Source organism: Ktedonobacterales bacterium (assembly GCA_036557285.1).
GTDB lineage: Bacteria > Chloroflexota > Ktedonobacteria > Ktedonobacterales > DATBGS01 > DATBHW01.
This window is the reverse complement of the sequence record DATBHW010000042.1, coordinates 85,541-102,354: the sequence shown is the minus strand read 5'-3', so window position 1 is coordinate 102,354 and position 16,814 is coordinate 85,541. Positions and strand designations below refer to the sequence as shown.

General features: G+C 59.8%; 18 protein-coding genes. 8 read left to right on the top strand and 10 right to left on the bottom strand.

Annotated features, from left to right (window positions below; translation table 11 throughout):
* Window positions 1-36 precede the first annotated feature (36 nt).
* Together VH599_12540 and VH599_12535 are read left to right on the top strand one after the other, a co-directional pair.
* A complete protein-coding gene (locus tag VH599_12540; GenBank protein ID HEY7349133.1) occupies window positions 37-789 on the top strand; it encodes an N-acyl homoserine lactonase family protein in 753 nt (250 codons plus the stop codon).
* A gap of 142 nt (window positions 790-931) precedes the next feature.
* Window positions 932-1,636, top strand: a complete 705-nt coding sequence (locus VH599_12535) for a DinB family protein (protein HEY7349132.1) — start codon at window positions 932-934, stop codon at window positions 1,634-1,636.
* 71 nt (window positions 1,637-1,707) lie between these two features.
* Here VH599_12535 and VH599_12530 read toward each other — a convergent pair whose 3' ends face one another.
* From VH599_12530 to VH599_12520, 3 genes are read right to left on the bottom strand one after another with little or no spacing between them, the layout of a single operon-like run.
* Complete coding sequence (locus VH599_12530; protein HEY7349131.1) at window positions 1,708-2,943, bottom strand: crosslink repair DNA glycosylase YcaQ family protein; 1,236 nt, start codon at window positions 2,941-2,943, stop codon at window positions 1,708-1,710.
* A 13-nt stretch (window positions 2,944-2,956) separates the two neighbouring features.
* Window positions 2,957-3,508 carry a DinB family protein gene (locus VH599_12525; GenBank protein ID HEY7349130.1) on the bottom strand — a complete coding sequence of 184 codons (552 nt, stop codon included), beginning with the start codon at window positions 3,506-3,508 and terminating at the stop codon, window positions 2,957-2,959.
* Between the two features lie 43 nt (window positions 3,509-3,551).
* Entirely contained in the window at window positions 3,552-3,761 is a 210-nt protein-coding gene (locus tag VH599_12520) for a dienelactone hydrolase family protein (GenBank protein ID HEY7349129.1), read from the bottom strand.
* Window positions 3,762-3,926: 165 nt separating this feature from the next.
* Here VH599_12520 and VH599_12515 point away from each other — a divergent pair, with 165 nt between their 5' ends.
* Entirely contained in the window at window positions 3,927-4,391 is a 465-nt protein-coding gene (locus VH599_12515) for an MGMT family protein (protein HEY7349128.1), read from the top strand.
* 59 nt (window positions 4,392-4,450) lie between these two features.
* Here VH599_12515 and VH599_12510 read toward each other — a convergent pair whose 3' ends face one another.
* The 4 genes from VH599_12510 to VH599_12495 all read right to left on the bottom strand — a co-directional run bounded on the left by VH599_12510 (window position 4,451) and on the right by VH599_12495 (window position 8,840).
* Window positions 4,451-6,292, bottom strand: a complete 1,842-nt coding sequence (locus VH599_12510) for a hypothetical protein (protein HEY7349127.1) — start codon at window positions 6,290-6,292, stop codon at window positions 4,451-4,453.
* A gap of 54 nt (window positions 6,293-6,346) precedes the next feature.
* Window positions 6,347-7,054 (bottom strand): sigma-70 family RNA polymerase sigma factor, encoded by a 708-nt coding sequence (locus VH599_12505; GenBank protein HEY7349126.1) that lies wholly within the window; start codon window positions 7,052-7,054, stop codon window positions 6,347-6,349.
* A 147-nt stretch (window positions 7,055-7,201) separates the two neighbouring features.
* Entirely contained in the window at window positions 7,202-7,372 is a 171-nt protein-coding gene (locus VH599_12500; protein HEY7349125.1) for a hypothetical protein, read from the bottom strand.
* Entirely contained in the window at window positions 7,338-8,840 is a 1,503-nt protein-coding gene (locus VH599_12495) for a gluconokinase (GenBank protein ID HEY7349124.1), read from the bottom strand. The genes VH599_12500 and VH599_12495 overlap by 35 nt, the downstream gene beginning before the upstream one ends.
* A 251-nt stretch (window positions 8,841-9,091) precedes the next feature.
* Between VH599_12495 and VH599_12490 the strand changes: the two genes are divergently transcribed.
* From VH599_12490 to VH599_12480, 3 genes are read left to right on the top strand one after another with little or no spacing between them, the layout of a single operon-like run.
* The gene (locus VH599_12490) at window positions 9,092-9,568 is read left to right on the top strand and encodes a hypothetical protein (GenBank protein HEY7349123.1); all 477 of its coding nucleotides are present in this window, start codon (window positions 9,092-9,094) and stop codon (window positions 9,566-9,568) included.
* A 37-nt stretch (window positions 9,569-9,605) separates the two neighbouring features.
* Entirely contained in the window at window positions 9,606-10,154 is a 549-nt protein-coding gene (locus tag VH599_12485; GenBank protein HEY7349122.1) for a D-lyxose/D-mannose family sugar isomerase, read from the top strand.
* 8 nt (window positions 10,155-10,162) lie between these two features.
* Window positions 10,163-11,035, top strand: a complete 873-nt coding sequence (locus VH599_12480; GenBank protein ID HEY7349121.1) for a PHP domain-containing protein — start codon at window positions 10,163-10,165, stop codon at window positions 11,033-11,035.
* 14 nt (window positions 11,036-11,049) lie between these two features.
* Here VH599_12480 and VH599_12475 read toward each other — a convergent pair whose 3' ends face one another.
* Entirely contained in the window at window positions 11,050-12,084 is a 1,035-nt protein-coding gene (locus VH599_12475; GenBank protein ID HEY7349120.1) for a TIM barrel protein, read from the bottom strand.
* Between the two features lie 500 nt (window positions 12,085-12,584).
* Here VH599_12475 and VH599_12470 point away from each other — a divergent pair, with 500 nt between their 5' ends.
* Together VH599_12470 and VH599_12465 are read left to right on the top strand one after the other, a co-directional pair.
* Window positions 12,585-13,421 (top strand): hypothetical protein, encoded by an 837-nt coding sequence (locus tag VH599_12470; GenBank protein HEY7349119.1) that lies wholly within the window; start codon window positions 12,585-12,587, stop codon window positions 13,419-13,421.
* Between the two features lie 35 nt (window positions 13,422-13,456).
* Entirely contained in the window at window positions 13,457-14,680 is a 1,224-nt protein-coding gene (locus VH599_12465) for a carbohydrate kinase family protein (protein ID HEY7349118.1), read from the top strand.
* Here the strand turns inward: VH599_12465 and VH599_12460 are convergent.
* On the bottom strand, window positions 14,677-15,684 hold the full coding sequence (locus tag VH599_12460) for a pentapeptide repeat-containing protein (GenBank protein HEY7349117.1): 1,008 nt from the start codon (window positions 15,682-15,684) through the stop codon (window positions 14,677-14,679). The two genes, VH599_12465 and VH599_12460, sit on opposite strands and share 4 nt — an antisense overlap.
* Before the next feature lie 237 nt (window positions 15,685-15,921).
* On the bottom strand, window positions 15,922-16,788 hold the full coding sequence (locus tag VH599_12455) for an intradiol ring-cleavage dioxygenase (GenBank protein HEY7349116.1): 867 nt from the start codon (window positions 16,786-16,788) through the stop codon (window positions 15,922-15,924).
* Window positions 16,789-16,814: the final 26 nt, after the last annotated feature.

The following is a 16,814-nucleotide window of genomic DNA, read 5'->3' as shown; positions in this document are numbered from 1 at the left end:
TCGGTTGTGTGAGGCATTCTTAGAGGGAGGAAAAGTATGCGCCTCTACTTTCTGCACTGCGGTTCGCTTGATCTGGAGACAAGTGTTATCATGCCGGGTTCCCCAAAAGGGGATCGTCTCCGGCTGCCAGTTCCGGCAATGCTGCTGGAAGTGGATGGGAAGCATATTCTCATTGATACCGGGCTGCCGGATTATTGCGTGGACAACCCGCGCGCGTTGGCCGATGAAGGCGAGGCAAACCCGCCAGAGATGGCTCCCGATATGGGCCAGCATCAAACCATCCCTGGGCAACTGGCGCTGCTTGGTCTGAAGCCAGGCGATCTGGATATGGTGGTCAACAGCCATCTGCACTTCGATCACTGCGGCGGCAATCAGCATATAACCCATCGCCCCATCCTGGTTGATGCGCGGGAATTGGAGACCGCGCGCACTTCTGAAGGCTATCTGCCGGTTTTCGAGGGGCCAGGCGTGCAGTTTCAGACGTTTGGCGGCGATTACGAGTTGGCTCCGAATGTGCGGCTGCTGGCAACGCCTGGGCATACGCCGGGCCATCACTCGCTCCTGGTGCGGCTGCCGGAAAGCGGGCCGCTGCTGCTGACGGTGGATGCGGTGTATACAGAGGCGCTCTGGCTGAGAGACGCGCTGGGAGCCTGCGCCAATAAAGAGGACGCGCGCCAGAGTATGAACCGGCTGCGGCAGCTTGCGCAGGAGACGGGCGCAAAAGTGATCTTCGGCCATGATCCGGGGCAGTGGGCAACGCTGCGGCACGCGCCGGAATATTATGAATAATACTTCGACGCCTATAGGAGAAGAGGAGCATTTCCGCTTGTCCTGCGCCTTCTCAGCTGCAAAAAGAGAAAGGGCGGTTCCCCGCATTGAGGATCGGATGGTCTCCTGATTGAGAGTCTGAAACGAAGAGGGAAGGAAACCGATGGATTTTTATGCCTTGATTGAAGAATGGTCAGACCCCGACGAGAGCATCGTTTTCTTTCGTGAATTACCTGGTTGTTTCGTCAGCGCAGCAACGACCCAGGAGGCGATTCAGCAAGCGCCAGAAGCCATCGCAGACTATGCCCGCTGGTTAAAGCAGAACCAACTCTGCTTCCTTGAAGGGGCTGTCTCCTTGAGAAATGTCGTAGTCAAGGAAATCCTGCGTGCGAACCCGGCTGGACCACGGTTCGAATCCGACCTGCCCGCGCCAACCGATCAGGAGATGGAGACCGCCTTACAGGTCGCCGCAATTGCCCGTGCCCTGCTCGCCCACCTGTACAACGTGGTTGTGCCTGCTCAAAGAAACTGCGCGCCCAAGCCTGGTGAATGGTCGCTGACGGACCACCTTGAGCATATACTCAAAGCTGAGGCGCACTATGTCGGCTGTCTCTCCGAGCAGGCGCCGGAAGCACTGCTGCCTGTTCCCGAGGAAGAGCTTTCCCTCAGGCTGATCGAGAATGGGAGAACCTACGAGACTGTGCTGCGTGGACTGACGCCTTTCCAACGCGCTCGTATCTACATCCAGGGGGAAGCCGAGTGGACCGCAGCCAAGACGCTCCGGCGCATGACCAAGCATTTGCGCGAACATTATCCCTGGATGCAGGAGGTTGCGAGCCAGGTCGCCCCGAACAGTCACTTATCATAGAGATAGCTCTCATCGCACTATCGTGCCTACAACGGAGCCTGTAGTTATTATGCCCGAACCACACATCACTTCTACAGGGCGCTCATCAGTTTTTCCCCGAACGCTGGCGGATCGCTCTTCTCAATCTTGAGACCCTTCGCGCCATGCCACGAGAGGAAGTCGCGCATGGCGGTGGCGACCCCGGCGACAAGCTCATCATCCAGCTCGATGCCCGGCTCAAGGTAGAGGGCATTCAAATGCAGCACCCCCGATTTGCGATCCAGCTTCGGATCGAAGCGCCCCACCAGCCGATTCTTGTGCAGGATCGGGAAGCAGAAGTACCCATAGACACGATCCGTAGCAGGCTTGTAGCATTCCAGCACCTGCTTGAAGCCCCACAGCCTTTGATCCCGTTCCCACGCCCAGAACAGGGAATCGAAGGGGGCGAGAAAGGTGGTGCGCTCCGCTTTGAGATCGCCCTCGGCAGCACGCTGAAGCAGCGGCAGGTTGTCGTGATGCACCATCCACGTTTTGACGCCGTTTATTGACTCACCCTGAATCCCGACCAGCACGCCTTCCTCGATGAGCGTCCTGACAATTGATCTGGCAGGCGTAGCCATCATGTGAGCGTACCAGGTAAGGTGACGCGGCTCGAACACACCCAGCGCCTTCGCCGCCTGCTCCAGACAGAAGCGGCGCGCTTCGTCGGGGGCGACAGGCGTGGTATCAACCCACTCCGGCAGGACACGTTCTTTGACATCGTACACGCGCTGGAAGTTCACCCGATCTGCCACCATCAGATCACCATAGGCGAACAACACCTCCAGCGCCATCTTCGGGGGCTTCCAGTCATACCACGCTCCGCGCTGCGGACCGTTATACTCGAAATCCGCAACGCGCAGCCCACCCTCCGAACGGATGCGCTCCAATGTCTGAGCGGCCAGATCGCGGTTGCCATTTTTGTTCAGCCACTCGCTATGGCTGGAACTGATCCGCCACCTATGGTAGCGATAATGTTCCAGCGAGATGATGCTGGCGGCATGGCCCCACCCTTCGTAGAGTCTGCGCTGCTCGGCGGTGTAGATCAACTTGTGGAGGTTGCCAATGCCATACGATCCGAAGCGCGCCCACAGCGTGATGTAATGAGCGCGGTTGACCACATGCAGCGTATCAATCTGCACATAGCCGAGCGCCGTCACCAGATCGACGATGTTGTCGGGAGTGGGGGCAGGCGATGCCCCATTGGGCATCGTGAGGAGCTGGGTATGCAGCACCATCGCTCTGAGGGCGGAAAGTGGGTAGATCGTGCCGGAAGCTTTTTTCACCATGAAAGTCCTTGTCTCAGTCTCGGTCACCCTTCGCTCGCGCGACCCAGTCGAGCGCCTCGTCCGGGATGCCGTGCTGTCCAAGAAAGAGGCTCAGTTGGGCCGCATGTTCCTGGACGTGGCGCATAGTGTACAACAGAAGCTCGAAAAAGCTCATCGGCTTCCACCATCTCCAGGGGAAAGCAACCTGACGGCGAGCTTGCTCGTCTGACAACGAGCGCAGCGTGGCCTGGCACTTCTGGCGCAGTTTCACCAGATAGTTGTGCAGCTCCTCCCTGGTGTAGGGCTGTTCGGGAAGGCCACCTGCTGGCCCAAACTCATCCTGGGTGAAGGGAGTGGGGGGAGCGAAGCCTTCCAGGGAGCCGGTGAGATACAAGTCGAGCCAGAAGAGAGTGTGATGGGTGAGCGACCAGAAGGCGGCGTCTTCCGAGGGCTGTGGCGGGTCGGAGTGGTCGCTCCAAAGGTGTGCAGTCCACAGCGTGCTGGGGCAGGCGAGCAGGGCGTTTTCGAGCATATCAATCGTCGCGCCGAACTGCTGCCAAAGGGCGGTTCTCCACAAGGGGTCCATCAATACACCTCCAAGAGTCATGGCGCTATCGCTGAACAGAAGATCATGGACAACGGATCAGGTATAGGTGCTGTGCTTCGACCGAGGTGGTCATCTTACCACGGTAGAGGTCGGGGGCGGGCGCCACGAAGCCCGCCTGCGCGAGTCGGTCGCAGACCTGCCGAAACGGTTCTGTCAGTCTCCCACCGAGAGGCCAACAGGTGTTCCAAGAGGGATTCTGCCCAGGTCCACCAAATCCGGTAAAAAAAACCACGCGCGTCGCTCGGAGTGCTGACGTGTCTTTCGAGCAGCAGAAAGCAGGCTCCCGCTTCCCACATTGCCAAACAGGCTCTTGCAAGGTGTTTTAATATGTGCAGGAAGTATTAAATTATGAGCAAGAACCGTTAATTCTAACAGCCCTTTAGAGAGGGGCAGGGAGATGGCGATTACGAAAGATCAGACGGGCAAGCTCAGCGCCCAGGTGTACGCGCTGGTGCGGGCGTGCCCCAAGGGGCGCGTGACGACGTATGGCTGGCTGGCGGGTGCGGTGGGCTATCCGCGCGGGGCGCGGATGATTGGCTGGATTATGAGCGCGACTCCGGCAAACCTGAATGTTCCCGCCCATCGCGTGATTAGTAAAGAGGGTGTCTTGACTGGCAGCAAGGCATTTGGCGCGAAAGACCGCATGCGCACCCTGCTGGAGGAGGATGGGGTGAGCTTTGAGCCGGATGGGCGCGTGGATATGAAGCGATTTGGCTGGGATCCCAGGCTTGATCTGAATCCAGATGAGCTTCGAGAGGTGCTGGACAGCGCGCAGACGCTGCGGGTGAACCCACCCGATACCCTGCTGCGCCTGCTGAACGATGATCCGGCCTCGCCGTTTAAGCTGAGCGATCCGTTGTGAATGGCGAAATCTGGCCGCCAGGGACGGCGGCGCTGCAAGTAGTGCGCTCCAGCGCCTCATCAGGGCAGGGCCAGGATGAACCAGGTGCTCTGAATGTTCAGAAACGCCTGTGTCAGTTCCTGCTGCTGCGTATCAAAGACCAGGAGCGCGTTGATGGCGTTAAGATACAGGTTTCGGCCATCCCCGCCGAGGGTCAGCCCGTCGTAGAATGAACCCTTGAGCCAGCGCCCAACAACCTGGCCGGTCTGAGTATCAATCTTCAACACGCCCAGGCCGGTCTCCTGCTCACTTCTGCTCCACGAACCATCTGAATTGAACTGCGGCGAGGAGCTTGAGCCGCTCAGGTAAATCCAGCGGCCATCTGGCGAGACAGCGCCCACTTCCTTTCGCCCATTGTATGGTTTCCACCCTTTATAGGGTTGTACCCCTATCTGCGGCTGCAAGGTCAGTGGATTGCTGCCCATTGCTGGGGCGATCTGCGGTGAGAACAACGCCGAAAAAGCTGCCAGCGCCGCGCCGCTCTGCGCTGGCAAACTGAGAGCAGGCAGCGCCTGGCCTGCATCGTGGATGGGGATGTCTGGACTGGCCTTCATTTGTGCCAGATCAATGACGAGCAGCATATCTTTGTTGGGGTCTGCTGCCTGGGCATGAACGAGATAGAGCTTGTTTTGCTGCGGCGCAAATATCACGGCAGGCCGATACCATTGATAGATTGTGTCGCCAGGTCGGTACGTGTAGTGCTCATCGCCAAGCGGCGGCTCTGCGCCAGTAGCAATGGAAGGCAACTGGAGGATGTGCGGACTGCCAGTGCCGTTGGCTTGCAGAGGCACAGCGGCAAGCTGCGGGGGATTGGTTGCCGCGCTAAAGAGGTAAGCTGTTTTGCCATCAGCCGAGAGCGCGAATGAGCCATCACCGATCAGCCCATTGCCTGGCACAAACGGCAGCGGCTCACTCCAGCCGAGCTTGAGGGTATCGGTCCCACGAGCATAGGTGTAATACTGTAATATCGCTTGTATGGGCGTTTGTAAGTAATCTTCGATGACCGCGTAGACGCCCGTGCCGTTGGAAGTGATTGCCAGGCTCTGAAGGCTCTCAGTTGATGCTATTCGCAGAGGCAGTTTCGCGCCCAGTTTCCAGGGATCTATCCCGACCATCTGAATAGAAATGGGGTCGGTGGCCGGGTTAGGAATAATGCCCAGCGCCAGGGTGAGACGGTCTGCGGAGAGCGAGGCCAGCAGGGCATTGCCTACCGGCAATGGGTCCACCCCGAAGAGCGGCTCACCCGTTGACGGGTTGATGACTTTCAGCGTTGGAGGGGTCTGAGAGTAATCCATCACGATCAGGCCACAGGCCGGGAAAATGCCGTTAACGCCTTTCGCTATTTCGTTGCTACAGGGGTTGTAAGCGATGACCGTCTGCTGCGTCGGCTGGTTGATGGTCTGGTTATGGGTATGAGACGCGCGGCTCAGCATCAAAAGCCAGAAGCCGCCGATCAAGCCAACCAGGATGACGGCTGCGGCCAGGCTGCTCAGCACTTTGACAAGGCGCTGGTTGGCGCGGCGCCGCTGTGGGCCAATGGCGATAGGTTGCTCTGAACTAGAAAAGCCGGTGTCTTCTGGCTTTTTGCCCGCTGCGCCTGCTCCGAAGAACGTGGGGAGATGCGGCGCATAGCTATTTGTGCTGGGAGGCTGCTTCCCGTTCAGTGCTTTGGAGGGGGCGGTTTCGAGCAGCGCCAGTTGGGGCATTGAACCCGCCAGCGCACGATATTCCTGAAAGCGCGCCCGGCAGGCTGCGCAGGCGCTCACCTGCGTCTCCAGTCTGGTTTGTTCTTCCGCTGAGAGAAGCTGCATGGCTCCCAGCGTGAGTAATTCATCGCTATGTTCACATATCGTCGAGGACATGAATGCCTCGCTTTCTGGTGCTTCAGACTTGCTCAGGGAATGGTCCAGGCGCGCTTATCCACTGCCGCTCACGCTTTCTTGCTTGAAGGTCTGACGCAGCAGCGCCAGACCCCGAAAGAGCCGCATACGTACCGCGCCAGTGGTGAGGCTCAACTGATCTGCTACCTCTGGTACAGTAAAGCCCAGGCTGAGATGCAGCAGCAAGCAGGAGCGATACTCCACCGGAACCTGGCGAAGCGCCTGCCGGAGCGTTTCTATTTCTGCCAGCCGCTCCTCAAATCCGCTTTCCGGGGCGTGCAGCGCATCGCCAGGGAGAGCGGCTCGCTCTCGATTAATGGTTCGGTTTTCGCTGGCCCCATTGAGCCAGTCTAATGAGACCCAGTTGATCAGCCGACGGTGGCGTAACCAGGAGCGCCCGCGATTAGTTGCCACGCGAAAGAGCCAGGCCCGAAAATACATTGTGTCGCGCAGCTTTGGCAGGCCAGTCCATGCTTGCCAGAAGACATCCTGGGTCAAATCGCGCGCCTGCTCATCATCACCGATCAGGTGCGCGAGGTAAAGCCGTACAGGTGTCTGGAAGCGTGTCACCAGCGCCTCAAAAGCCGCGTGGTCGCCTGCCCGCGCCTGCTCGACCAGGGCTGAGAGGTCTCCCGCGTTCTGGTATGTTTCATCAGCCGGTGGTTGTGTCGGCTCTGGCTGTTTGTCGGATGCCTCTTCCCTGGCTGATGTGTGCGCCATACGCAGCCGTTCTTTCTTTGCCATCGGTTACGTTCCCTCCGGCAGCATCATGAAGGGGGCTGTCGCTTGATTGGCCGGATCAGCCTACCAGCGCGCTTCATGATGGAGTACACATGTGTGTTCTGCTTCTTTAGACGCGCCATGTCGCTGAGCTATCACGCGAAAGCCGGGTCAAGGAGAACCCTGTAGCGCCGCCGTCTCGGCGGCCACCCGCCGCGCCTGGGCAAACGCTCGCTCTAAGGGGCCACGTTCCGCCAGGCCAACGTTGAGCCGCCGAGACGGCGGCGCTACACTCAACTGGCGCTCGTCAGGCGGGGGCGCTGTGGGGAATGAGCAGATCATAGAGGCGCTGCTGGCGGGCGATGGCCGCGCGATAACGCTCCTGGCGCTCAGGATTCGGCTGATAAATGGCTCCATCGGCAGCCGGTACCGTCTCAATAGCGGGCATAGCGCCCAGGGTTTCCAGCGCCAGCAGCGCAGCGCCCCGGCTGGTAGCTTCCGGCTCAGCCGAAGCGACGACGGGCCGCCCCAGCACGTCCGCAAAAATCTGCATCCAGGCCGAGGAGTGAAGCAGCCCGCCGCCGCTGGCGATGAAGCGATGCGTGCAATCGGCCCGGTTACAGATGCCCTGAGCGATCAGGGCGAAGCGGTAGGCGACGGCCTCCAGGCTGGCGCGCAGGATGTCGAGAGGCGTGGCGCTGAGGCTGAGGCCGGTGATAGTGGCTTTTACATCGCCAGCCCAGCCGGGGCTGCGCTCGCCAGCCAGGAAGGGCAGGACGGTTAGCCCATGACTATCAGGCGGCATAGCTTCTAACGCTTGCTCAAGCGCCTCTGGCTGGCCCAGTTGCAGCGTCTGTCTCATCCAGGCGTAGACGTTGCCGCCTTCGCTGGTTGCGCCGCCCAGCAAGGCGCGGCGACGGTCTACCCGATAGAGCCACAATCCCGCTGGCACTTCAGGCACCTCATCAACGATTGCGCGCATGGCTCCGCTCGTCCCAATGGTGAGCGCGATGCGCTCGTGGCTCACGCAACCACTGCCTATATTCGCGGCGGCCCCGTCGCCAATCGCTGGAAACCAGGGTACGTCACGCAGCGCGGGCCAGCGGCTGGCATAGGGCGCGGCGAGGCTGCGCAGCGGCTCGTTTCTCTCTATGAGAGGGGAGAGCTGCTCCGGCGTGAGGCCAAGGGCATCGAGCAGCGGCGCGTCCCAGCGCAGCGTCCGGCGGTCAAGCAGGCCGCTCCATGAAGCGATAGAGTAGCTGACACGGCTCTGCCCGAACAGGCGCAGTTCCAGGTATTCTCCAAGCGTGATCCAGCGCGCGGCATTGCGCCAGACTTCCGGCTGAGTTCGTCGAAACCAGGCGAGCCGCGCAGGCCAATAGCTGGAACGCAGCATACAGCCGGTGCGATCATGGATGGCGCGTTCATCAAGCTGGCGGCGCAGCGCCTCCGAATCCTGAGCGTTGCGGGTGTCGGCGTAAGTAATCAGGGGAGTGATTGGCCGCCCGGCTTTGTCAATCGCCAGGATGGTTGCGGCGAGGGTATCGCACGCAACCCCGCTGACGGCGCTGGCAAGCAACCTCGTTTTTGCCTGCTCCAGCGCGGCGTCCAGGCAGCGTTCGATGCGCGCCAGCATCTCATCGGGATGTTCTTCGACAGCCCCCTCGGCGGTAGTGTGCAGGTGGCATGGCTCGTGGCTGGCAACGCCTTCCACCTGGCGGCCCTGATGGTCATACAACTGGACACGCACCGATGAGGTGCCAGCATCTATGGTCAGGATCAACGGCGCTTTAACGCTATCTGGCTGCATCTGTAGGTGATCGCTCCTTTACGCTGGCGGCAAAAAGGCGCAAGAAGGCTTGACACGCTTTCTGCGCGGTTCACTGCAAGAAAGGGGAGGTTCTCATGGGTTCGGCTGCCTCTATTCCCTGCTATAGTCCTCCGGCGCGCAAGTTTCCGGCCAAAATCAGGCTGACCGATCATAGGAAAGAGACTGTTTCTCAACTGTTTGGCTGTTGAAACGTAGTGTATTATGACAGGGGTCAAAGAGCGCGTAAAGGAATGAATGATACCTCGCCGATACAACAGGAAGAGAAGGAAATTACTATGGCGGATCGAGCCACCCTCCAGGTGAGGGATGCTCAGGGTGTCCCCGATATGGTGCTGGTTCTCACCGATAACGGGGAACTGCTGCTGCGTGGCGCGGAGGTTCTGGAGCGAGAAGTCGAGCAGGCTGAGCAAGCGGCTGCGGTAGCGGTATCTGGCGACAATTTTATCTCCCGGCTGCTCAGGTATCTGGTGACGCACGAAATGGAAGAGACAGAACAGGGGATCGAGCGGCTGGCGGCTGGCGTGCCGTTGAGGGAGATCGAAGAGATCGGGCTGGATAGTTCGGGCTATAAGATTCGGCTCAAAGGGCATGGACATCCGCTTATTCACCTGGACCGCAACGCCATTGAGTGGATTGATGCCTGCACGTTTGCCCAGATCGTGGATGAAGCGCGCAGCCAGGACGCTGGACAAGCTGGGAACTCATAATAGCCTGCGCAGCCAGAATTGTAAAGGAGTGAAGGCGGTGTTGAAGCGCAGCCAGGCACAACAGGCCCAGCAGCGCGCTGCGGAGATGCTTGCCCGCCTTGGTGTGGTCTTGACACCACAGGAGCGCGAGCAGATCGAGATAGCGGAGTTCGGCCTGGGCGAACTGGAGCGAACCGGCTTAGAGATCGTCGTCTACGTCAACACTGATCGCTACTGCGCGAAGGAACTCGTGTTATTTCCACGACAGACCTGTCCCCAGCATCGCCATCCTCCCATCGGGCAAGCGCCGGGGAAGATGGAGACGTTCCGCTGTCGCTGGGGCAAGGTCTGGCTGTACGTCGAAGGCGCGGCGGCGGCCAATCCGCAGGCGCATATTCCGGCGGGCAGCGAAGCCTATTATACCGTCTTTCACGAGATTGCGTTGCAGCCTGGCGAACAGTATACAATTCCGCCCGATACCTGGCACTGGTTTCAGGCGGGCGATGAGGGCGCAATAGTATCGGAGTTTTCCAGCGCCAGCCACGATGAGTTTGATATTTTTGTTGACCCGCGCATCAAGCGTATCCCTGAAATTGTAGAGGGTTGATGTATAGTATGCTTGCTACTGATGCGGCCATTGACCTGCAACTGCACACCACCTACAGCGATGGTACCTGGGCGCCTGAGCAGTTGATTGAGTATCTGGTGAGCGAACAATTCGGCCTGGTTGCCATCACCGATCACGAGCGGGTGGATACAGTTGCCGCGCTGCAACAGCTTGCGGCGGAAAAGCAGCTTTCCATGCTCGCGGCGGTGGAAATGAGCACCAGGTGGAGAGATGAGCCAGTTGATGTCCTCTGTTATGGGTTTGATCCAGCAAAGAACGAGTTGAACGACCTGGCGCGAGATGTGATACGCCGCCAGACCGAAAATACCAGGGAAGTGTATAAGAATCTCTGGCGAAAAGGCTATCTCTCTTCTCATCGGCAAGAGGGAGAAAAGGGGGATGCAGACGAGGCGCTGCTGTTCCCTGAACTGCGGCGACTCTTGGAAACACCGAGCGCGCAGCAGCCTCATGAACTGGTGGCCCTTATAAAACAACAGGGCTATGAAGATGCCTCTCTAGGGCAGATGCTCACAGACGCAGGGTTCGAGTGGGAAGTTAATGACATTGCTGAAGTGGCTCATGCTGCTCATCGCAGTGGGGCGGTGTGTCTCATCGCCCATCCTGGACGGGGAGAGGGATATATACGGTTTGATGTCCGCCTGCTGAATGAGCTTCGCCAGGAGGTACCCATAGACGGTCTTGAGGTGTATTATCCCGCGCATACACCAGAACAGATCGCTCTGTATCTGGAGTATGCCGAGAAGCACCACTTGCTTGTCAGCTCAGGTTCAGACTCACATGGGCCAGCTAAGAAACCGATCAAATACCCGGCAGCCCTGAGCCGAAGGCTGCTGGAACGTCTTGGTATCCAGATCGCGTAGAAGACCACACGCTTTTAGCGGCCCATCAACGAGTTGAGGATGAGCCAGTCAAGCTCTTCGTAGTCGCGTTCTTTGATGAGCGCGTTCACCGTTTGCTCATCTACCGAGCGAACGACTTCGACCAGCCGCAGGAAGGCGCGCAGGCTGTTGCGCAGGTGTTTGGTCGCCAGCAGCGCGGGCTGCGTGCGAATGGCTTTGACATCCAGGCCAACCATTCCTATTGTCCAGTAGCGATTGCTGTCCAGCACGCGCACTTGATTGAACGCCCGGCGCAGATCAACCGAGCCAAAGGAGCGGTCCTGGTCATATTTGGGGCCGTTCTGATCGTTGAGATGCACGCTCCAGAGCTTATTAAAAGACAGGGCGAAGGCGATTTCGTCTGAAGGGTCCAGCCCCGCCAGAATGGCATGCGCCGACTCCATCAAGACGCCCACCCTGGCGGGATCGCTTGCCTGACCGCTCAGGGCCAGGCCATGCCCGATGGTTGGGATGTAGGCCAGGTCCATTGGCTCGTTGGGTTTTGGCTCGATGGCGATGCGCACCTGCGGGTCATACTCCAGTAGAGCGTTGATTGCTTCCAGCAACTGATCTGTAGCGCGGCGGGCATCTTTGGCTTCGCGCAGATAGGTTCCCTCGCGGGCCAGCCACAGCACCAGCAGATTGGTTCCCAGGACATGGCTGATGTCTATGGCTTTTTTGGCGCGCTCAATGGCGTACTCCCTGGCTCTGGCGTCGTTTGCAGTGAAAGCGCCGTCAACAGTCATGGCATGCTCCCAGAGGCGCGGCGCGACAAATTCGGCTTCCAGCCCTTGATCAGCCAACTTCTGGCGCATGGCTCGCGCTCGCTCGTGGATTTGCGCCGCCGAAAGGTCATCCAGGCCGGGGACGGCATCGTCATCGTGGAACTGTACGGCATCGAAGCCCAGTTCTGTGAAGACCGCCAGTTTGCTCTCGAAGTCACGTGGAGGCCGGACCGGCGGCCCAAAGGGGTCAGCGCCCTCGTGAATATTCCAGGGACCGAACGAAAAGCGATAGCCGTACTTTTCCATATTGCCTCCAGAATATGCTTTGCTGCTGGTGCTGCGCGGCAAAGACAACACGTGTTCTCAACGGTTCCACCAATTATCAGGGGTCACTTGTAGCGCCGCCTTCCAGGCGGCCAACGCTGCGCCCTGGCGAACGTTCGCCCTCCAGGCCAGCGGACCAGCAGGCCAACGCTGGCCGCCAAGAAGGGACGCGCGAGCGACCAACGGGAGCGAGAGGACGGGGCAACAGCAGCGGCCCGCGACCGAGCGCAGCGAGGGAGAATGCGGGAACCCAATTCCCGCAAGGGCCGCTCCCCGCAGGAGGAGGCAAGCGGCCCTCTCCGAAGGGAGGCGGCGCTCCCAGTAACACGCCTCGCTTGCCAACACCTCAGATTTGGTAGAACCGTTTTCAACTGCCCGGTTGTGCAGGTATTGAGCGGTGTACGATAATAATACCATGATGCCCCGTTTGTTACTTGCAGCGCCGCCGCCTCGGCGGCAAATAATCGAGGAATGGTTTTTCTATGAACGTCCAGCCCCGACTCAACCGTCTCTTTGCCGCTGACGGCAAGTGTTTTGATGTCGCCATCGATCACGGGTTCTTTAATGAGGTCTCGTTCCTGGCGGGCATTGACTCGATGCCCGCCACCATTCGCGCCGTCGTTGCCGCAGCGCCCGATGCTATCCAACTGAGCGTCGGCCAGGCGCAGCACCTTCAGGAACTTCCCGGCAAGGGAAAGCCGTCGCTGGTCTTGCGCACCGATACGGCGAATGTCTATGGTTCTGTGCTGCCAGCGCATCTTTTCAGCCAGTTGATTGCAGCGCCCATCGAGCAGGCGCTGCGGCTGGATGCCGCCTGTGTGGTGGCGAACCTGCTGCTCTTGCCCGATCAATCCAAGGTGTATCATCAGTGCATTGCCAATATCTGCGCGCTGAAAGCGGAGTGTGCGCGCTTTGGCATGCCGCTGATGATCGAGCCGTTGGTGATGCAAGCCGATGCGCGCAGCGGCGGCTATATGGTCGAAGGCGATCTTCAGAAGATGTTGCCACTGGTGCGTCAGGCGGTGGAACTGGGCGCGGATATTATCAAGGCTGATCCCAGCGACCAGGTTGGCGAATATCATCGCGTTGTCGAGATAGCAGGCGGTGTTCCAGTGCTGGTGCGCGGCGGCGGGCGCGCGCCGGATGACGAAGTCCTGGCCCGAACGGCTGCGTTGATGCAGCAAGGCGCGGCGGGCATCGTCTATGGCCGCAACGTCTTTCAGCACGCTGCGCCGACGAGCATGACGCGGGCGCTGATGGCGATTGTCCATGATGGCGCGACACCTGAGCAGGCGCGCGCCTGCTTGAAAGAGGCGTGAGGCGCTTTCAAGCGGCAGCAGGAAGGAGGACAGGCATGGTCGAGCGTCCTATAGCCATTGCCGGGCATTGCTGTGTGGACATCATCCCAGCGTTTGAGGCTGCCGCTGGGAAAGAGAATGCTGTCCTTACCCCTGGGAAGCTGACACATGTTGGCCCGGCGCGCTTTGCGACTGGCGGGCCGGTTCCCAATGTGGGTCTGGCGCTGCATCGCCTGGGCGTGCCACCGCGTCTCTTCGGCAAAGTAGGCGACGATTTGCTGGGTGGCGTGCTGCTGGACTTGCTGCGCCGCCTGGACCCCGAACTGGCTGCCAGGATGATCGTCGCGCCCGGCGAGCCAACGTCGTACAGCGTTGTCATCAGCCCGCCGGGCGTGGACCGCATCTTCTTACACTGCCCAGGCGTCAACGATACCTATGCGGCGGCTGATCTGGCGGCGGCGGACCTGGAGGGCGCGCGTTTCCTGCATTTCGGCTATCCACCGCTGATGCGGCGCATCTATCAGGAGAATGGGCGGGAGTTGGTCACGATGCTGGAGCGCGCGCGCCGCCAGGGCGTGACCACTTCGCTGGATATGGCGCTGCCCGATCCGGCATCCGAGGCTGGGCAGGTTGATTGGGCGGCCTTCTTGCGACGGGTCTTGCCCCAGGTCGCTCTCTTTCTGCCGAGCGCCGAGGAGTTACTGTTTATGCTGGACCGTCCCAGGTTTGGAGTGTTGCAGGCGCGCGCTCATGGGAACATCGTCCTGAGCATGGACGGTGATACGCTGGCGCGGCTGGCTGAGGCGTGCCTGGCGTTTGGCGCGGCGGTTGTGGCGTTGAAGCTGGGCGACCAGGGGCTGTACCTGCGCACGACGGCTGATCGGCAACGGCTGGGCAGCGCGGGCCGGGGAATCAGCGGCGATCAGCAGGAGTGGCGCGGGCGCGAACTGCTTGCCCCCTGCTTCCAGGCGCATGTGGTGGGTACGACGGGCGCGGGGGACGCGACTATCGCCGGTTTCCTGGCGAGTCTGCTAGACGGCGCAAGACCAGAGGCGGCGCTGCGTGGCGCTGTGGCGGTGGGCGCGTGCAGCGTCGAAGCAGCCGACGCGAGCAGCGCGGTGCCAGCCTGGGAAGTGGTGCAGCAGCGCATTGCTGAAGGGGCGCGCGCAGCCCAGGGAGGCTGGCGGCAATGCGCTGTGTCGCTCGCGCTGCCCGGCTGGCGGTGGGACGCAATAGAGGGTATCTGGTATGGGCCGCGCGATCAGCGCGCTGCGGCTTAACGCGGCTGCGGCAGTGAAGGCGGAGCAGATGCGCTCTGCGCGCCGAATGCTATGGCGCCCTCCAGGTTGGTTCCGCGCAAATTAGCCCCACCCAGGCTCGCCCCGGTCAAGTTTGCCCCGTTCAGGTTAACCCCAAACAGCTTCGCTTGGGTCAGGTCTGCCCCGCTGAGATTGGCTTCCTCCAGATTGGCCCCCAGCAGGTTAGCCTTCCTCAGATTCGCTCCGTGGAAATCAACGCCGCGCAGGTTGGCCCCAATCAGTTTCGCGCCCTCCAGATTCTTGCCGCTGAGATCAGCGCCCTCCAGATTCGCCCCGCGCAGATCAATGCCCTGCAAGTCTTCCCCCAGCCCGCTCAGCCTGGCGCCGAGTCCGCTGAACAAGGTTCCTGGGCCGCCAGAGGGGATTATCTGAGCCGAGCCGATCAGCATCATCTGATGAATGGTGAGATGTGGCGCGGAGGCGGCGTCTGGACCTTCCGCCGGAAACTCTTCTTCTTCGAGCATGCTAAAGATGCCATTGCGTTCTTCGCCCAGGGCTTTATTCTCCCCAATCAAGATGAACTGCCGCACAGTCACATGGATGTTGCGAGGTACATAGATTTTGGCTTCGCCAATCAGCGAATAGACCTCCAGCAGTGCTTGCGGTGGGATGGTTGCCATGCGGAGATCGAGCTTGAGCGAGCCGATGCCCATCAGCACGCGGGTGCGCTGCCCCATCTTCCAGGGACGCCGCATGCGCTTTAACTCTCCGAGGACGGTGATCAACTGCACCTGGCGCGGCATGCTCACAGACGCAGGCGCAGTTGGAGGGGTGAGCGCGTCCAGAGCGGTGTTTTTTAATGTGGATAATTCCTGAACAATGCCCCGACATTCCTCCGGGGTTTGCGCCTGAATCAAGGCGTTCAGAGCATATTCAAAATGGTCGAACGAGATATTGCCCTGCTCGTAGCGTGCGCGTATCTCGCGGATCGCCTCTTGTTGGGGTGTCAATGCCGGTTGCTGCATGTTTGGCCCTCCTTGGGCTGCTTTGCTCTTCTCCTGGACCTATCACTCTCTACATTTCTTTTCATTGCTGCGGTAATAATACTGGTACGAAGCGAGATTGTCAAAGGTTATATACATATTTTTAATTCAAGCGATGAGAAAAATTAAGGGGAAGATGCCAATGGGAAGGCGGGCGCAGCCTGCGCCACATCCCCGCCAGGCGCCGCCAGGGACGGCGGCGGTACACGCGGACGGATGCTACTGGCGGAGCGGTCTTAAGGCGAAATCATATTCGACGGTGTAAAAAGGCGCTTTGACGTGATAGCGCGCGGCCTCTTCCGCCGAGTCATGGCGAATAAAATCAACGACCAGCGAGTCTTTGGTCCCAAAGACGGCATCCGAATCGAGGTACTGATCGCCTTTGACAAACAGGTGCGTTGTGACCGGCGCGAAGCCTTGCGCCGAAATGAGCAGGTGAATGTGCGCTGGCCGATAGGGATGCCGACCCACTGCGCGAAGCATCTGCCCAACGGGACCATCATCGGGAATGGGATAGGAGACGGGCTTGATCGCTACAAAGCAGAAGCGGCCTTCGCTATCGGTGCGAAACTTGCCGCGCAGATTCATGTCGGGCTGTTCGGGGTCTTGCTGCTCATACAGCCCGTTCTCGTTGGTTTCCCAAATATCGAGCAGCGCGTTGGGGATTGGCGTGCCATCGGTGGAAAGCACACGTCCGGTGACAACAGCAGGCTCGCCTCGTTCATCCTGGCTGATGTTGGCTCCCAGTGGAAGCTCAGCCGCCCCTTCACGATAGAAGGGGCCGAAGATGGTGCTTTCTGTCGCGCCATCGGCCACGCGATGATTGATCGCGTCTACCAGCATGGTGACACCGGTGGTGTCGGAGAGCAGAATAAACTCCTGGCGCTTATCGTCGCACATCTGGCCGATTCTGGTGAGGAACTGGATGCCCAATGCCCATTCTTCCTGGGTGGGTTCCACCTCACGAATAAAAGTGTGGAGATGCGTGATGAGGCTGGTCATCACGGCTTTCAGCCTGGGGTTTGGCGTGTGTGCCATGCTGTCTAGCACATTCTGAGTGATCTGCTCCTCGGTGTTGTTGCTCATGTGCTGGCTCCTGTCTTATGCTGCTG

Excerpts from the sequence above, each read along its gene's own strand:
- VH599_12540 (HEY7349133.1), top strand. The coding sequence starts at position 37 with ATGCGCCTCTACTTTCTGCACTGCGGTTCGCTTGATCTGGAGACAAGT.
- VH599_12535 (HEY7349132.1), top strand. The coding sequence starts at position 932 with ATGGATTTTTATGCCTTGATTGAAGAATGGTCAGACCCCGACGAGAGC.
- VH599_12530 (HEY7349131.1), bottom strand. The coding sequence starts at position 2,943 with ATGGTGAAAAAAGCTTCCGGCACGATCTACCCACTTTCCGCCCTCAGA.
- VH599_12525 (HEY7349130.1), bottom strand. The coding sequence starts at position 3,508 with ATGGACCCCTTGTGGAGAACCGCCCTTTGGCAGCAGTTCGGCGCGACG.
- VH599_12515 (HEY7349128.1), top strand. The coding sequence starts at position 3,927 with ATGGCGATTACGAAAGATCAGACGGGCAAGCTCAGCGCCCAGGTGTAC.
- VH599_12510 (HEY7349127.1), bottom strand. The coding sequence starts at position 6,292 with ATGTCCTCGACGATATGTGAACATAGCGATGAATTACTCACGCTGGGA.
- VH599_12505 (HEY7349126.1), bottom strand. The coding sequence starts at position 7,054 with ATGGCAAAGAAAGAACGGCTGCGTATGGCGCACACATCAGCCAGGGAA.
- VH599_12500 (HEY7349125.1), bottom strand. The coding sequence starts at position 7,372 with ATGATCTGCTCATTCCCCACAGCGCCCCCGCCTGACGAGCGCCAGTTG.
- VH599_12495 (HEY7349124.1), bottom strand. The coding sequence starts at position 8,840 with ATGCAGCCAGATAGCGTTAAAGCGCCGTTGATCCTGACCATAGATGCT.
- VH599_12490 (HEY7349123.1), top strand. The coding sequence starts at position 9,092 with ATGAATGATACCTCGCCGATACAACAGGAAGAGAAGGAAATTACTATG.
- VH599_12480 (HEY7349121.1), top strand. The coding sequence starts at position 10,163 with ATGCTTGCTACTGATGCGGCCATTGACCTGCAACTGCACACCACCTAC.
- VH599_12475 (HEY7349120.1), bottom strand. The coding sequence starts at position 12,084 with ATGGAAAAGTACGGCTATCGCTTTTCGTTCGGTCCCTGGAATATTCAC.
- VH599_12470 (HEY7349119.1), top strand. The coding sequence starts at position 12,585 with ATGAACGTCCAGCCCCGACTCAACCGTCTCTTTGCCGCTGACGGCAAG.
- VH599_12465 (HEY7349118.1), top strand. The coding sequence starts at position 13,457 with ATGGTCGAGCGTCCTATAGCCATTGCCGGGCATTGCTGTGTGGACATC.
- VH599_12460 (HEY7349117.1), bottom strand. The coding sequence starts at position 15,684 with ATGCAGCAACCGGCATTGACACCCCAACAAGAGGCGATCCGCGAGATA.
- VH599_12455 (HEY7349116.1), bottom strand. The coding sequence starts at position 16,788 with ATGAGCAACAACACCGAGGAGCAGATCACTCAGAATGTGCTAGACAGC.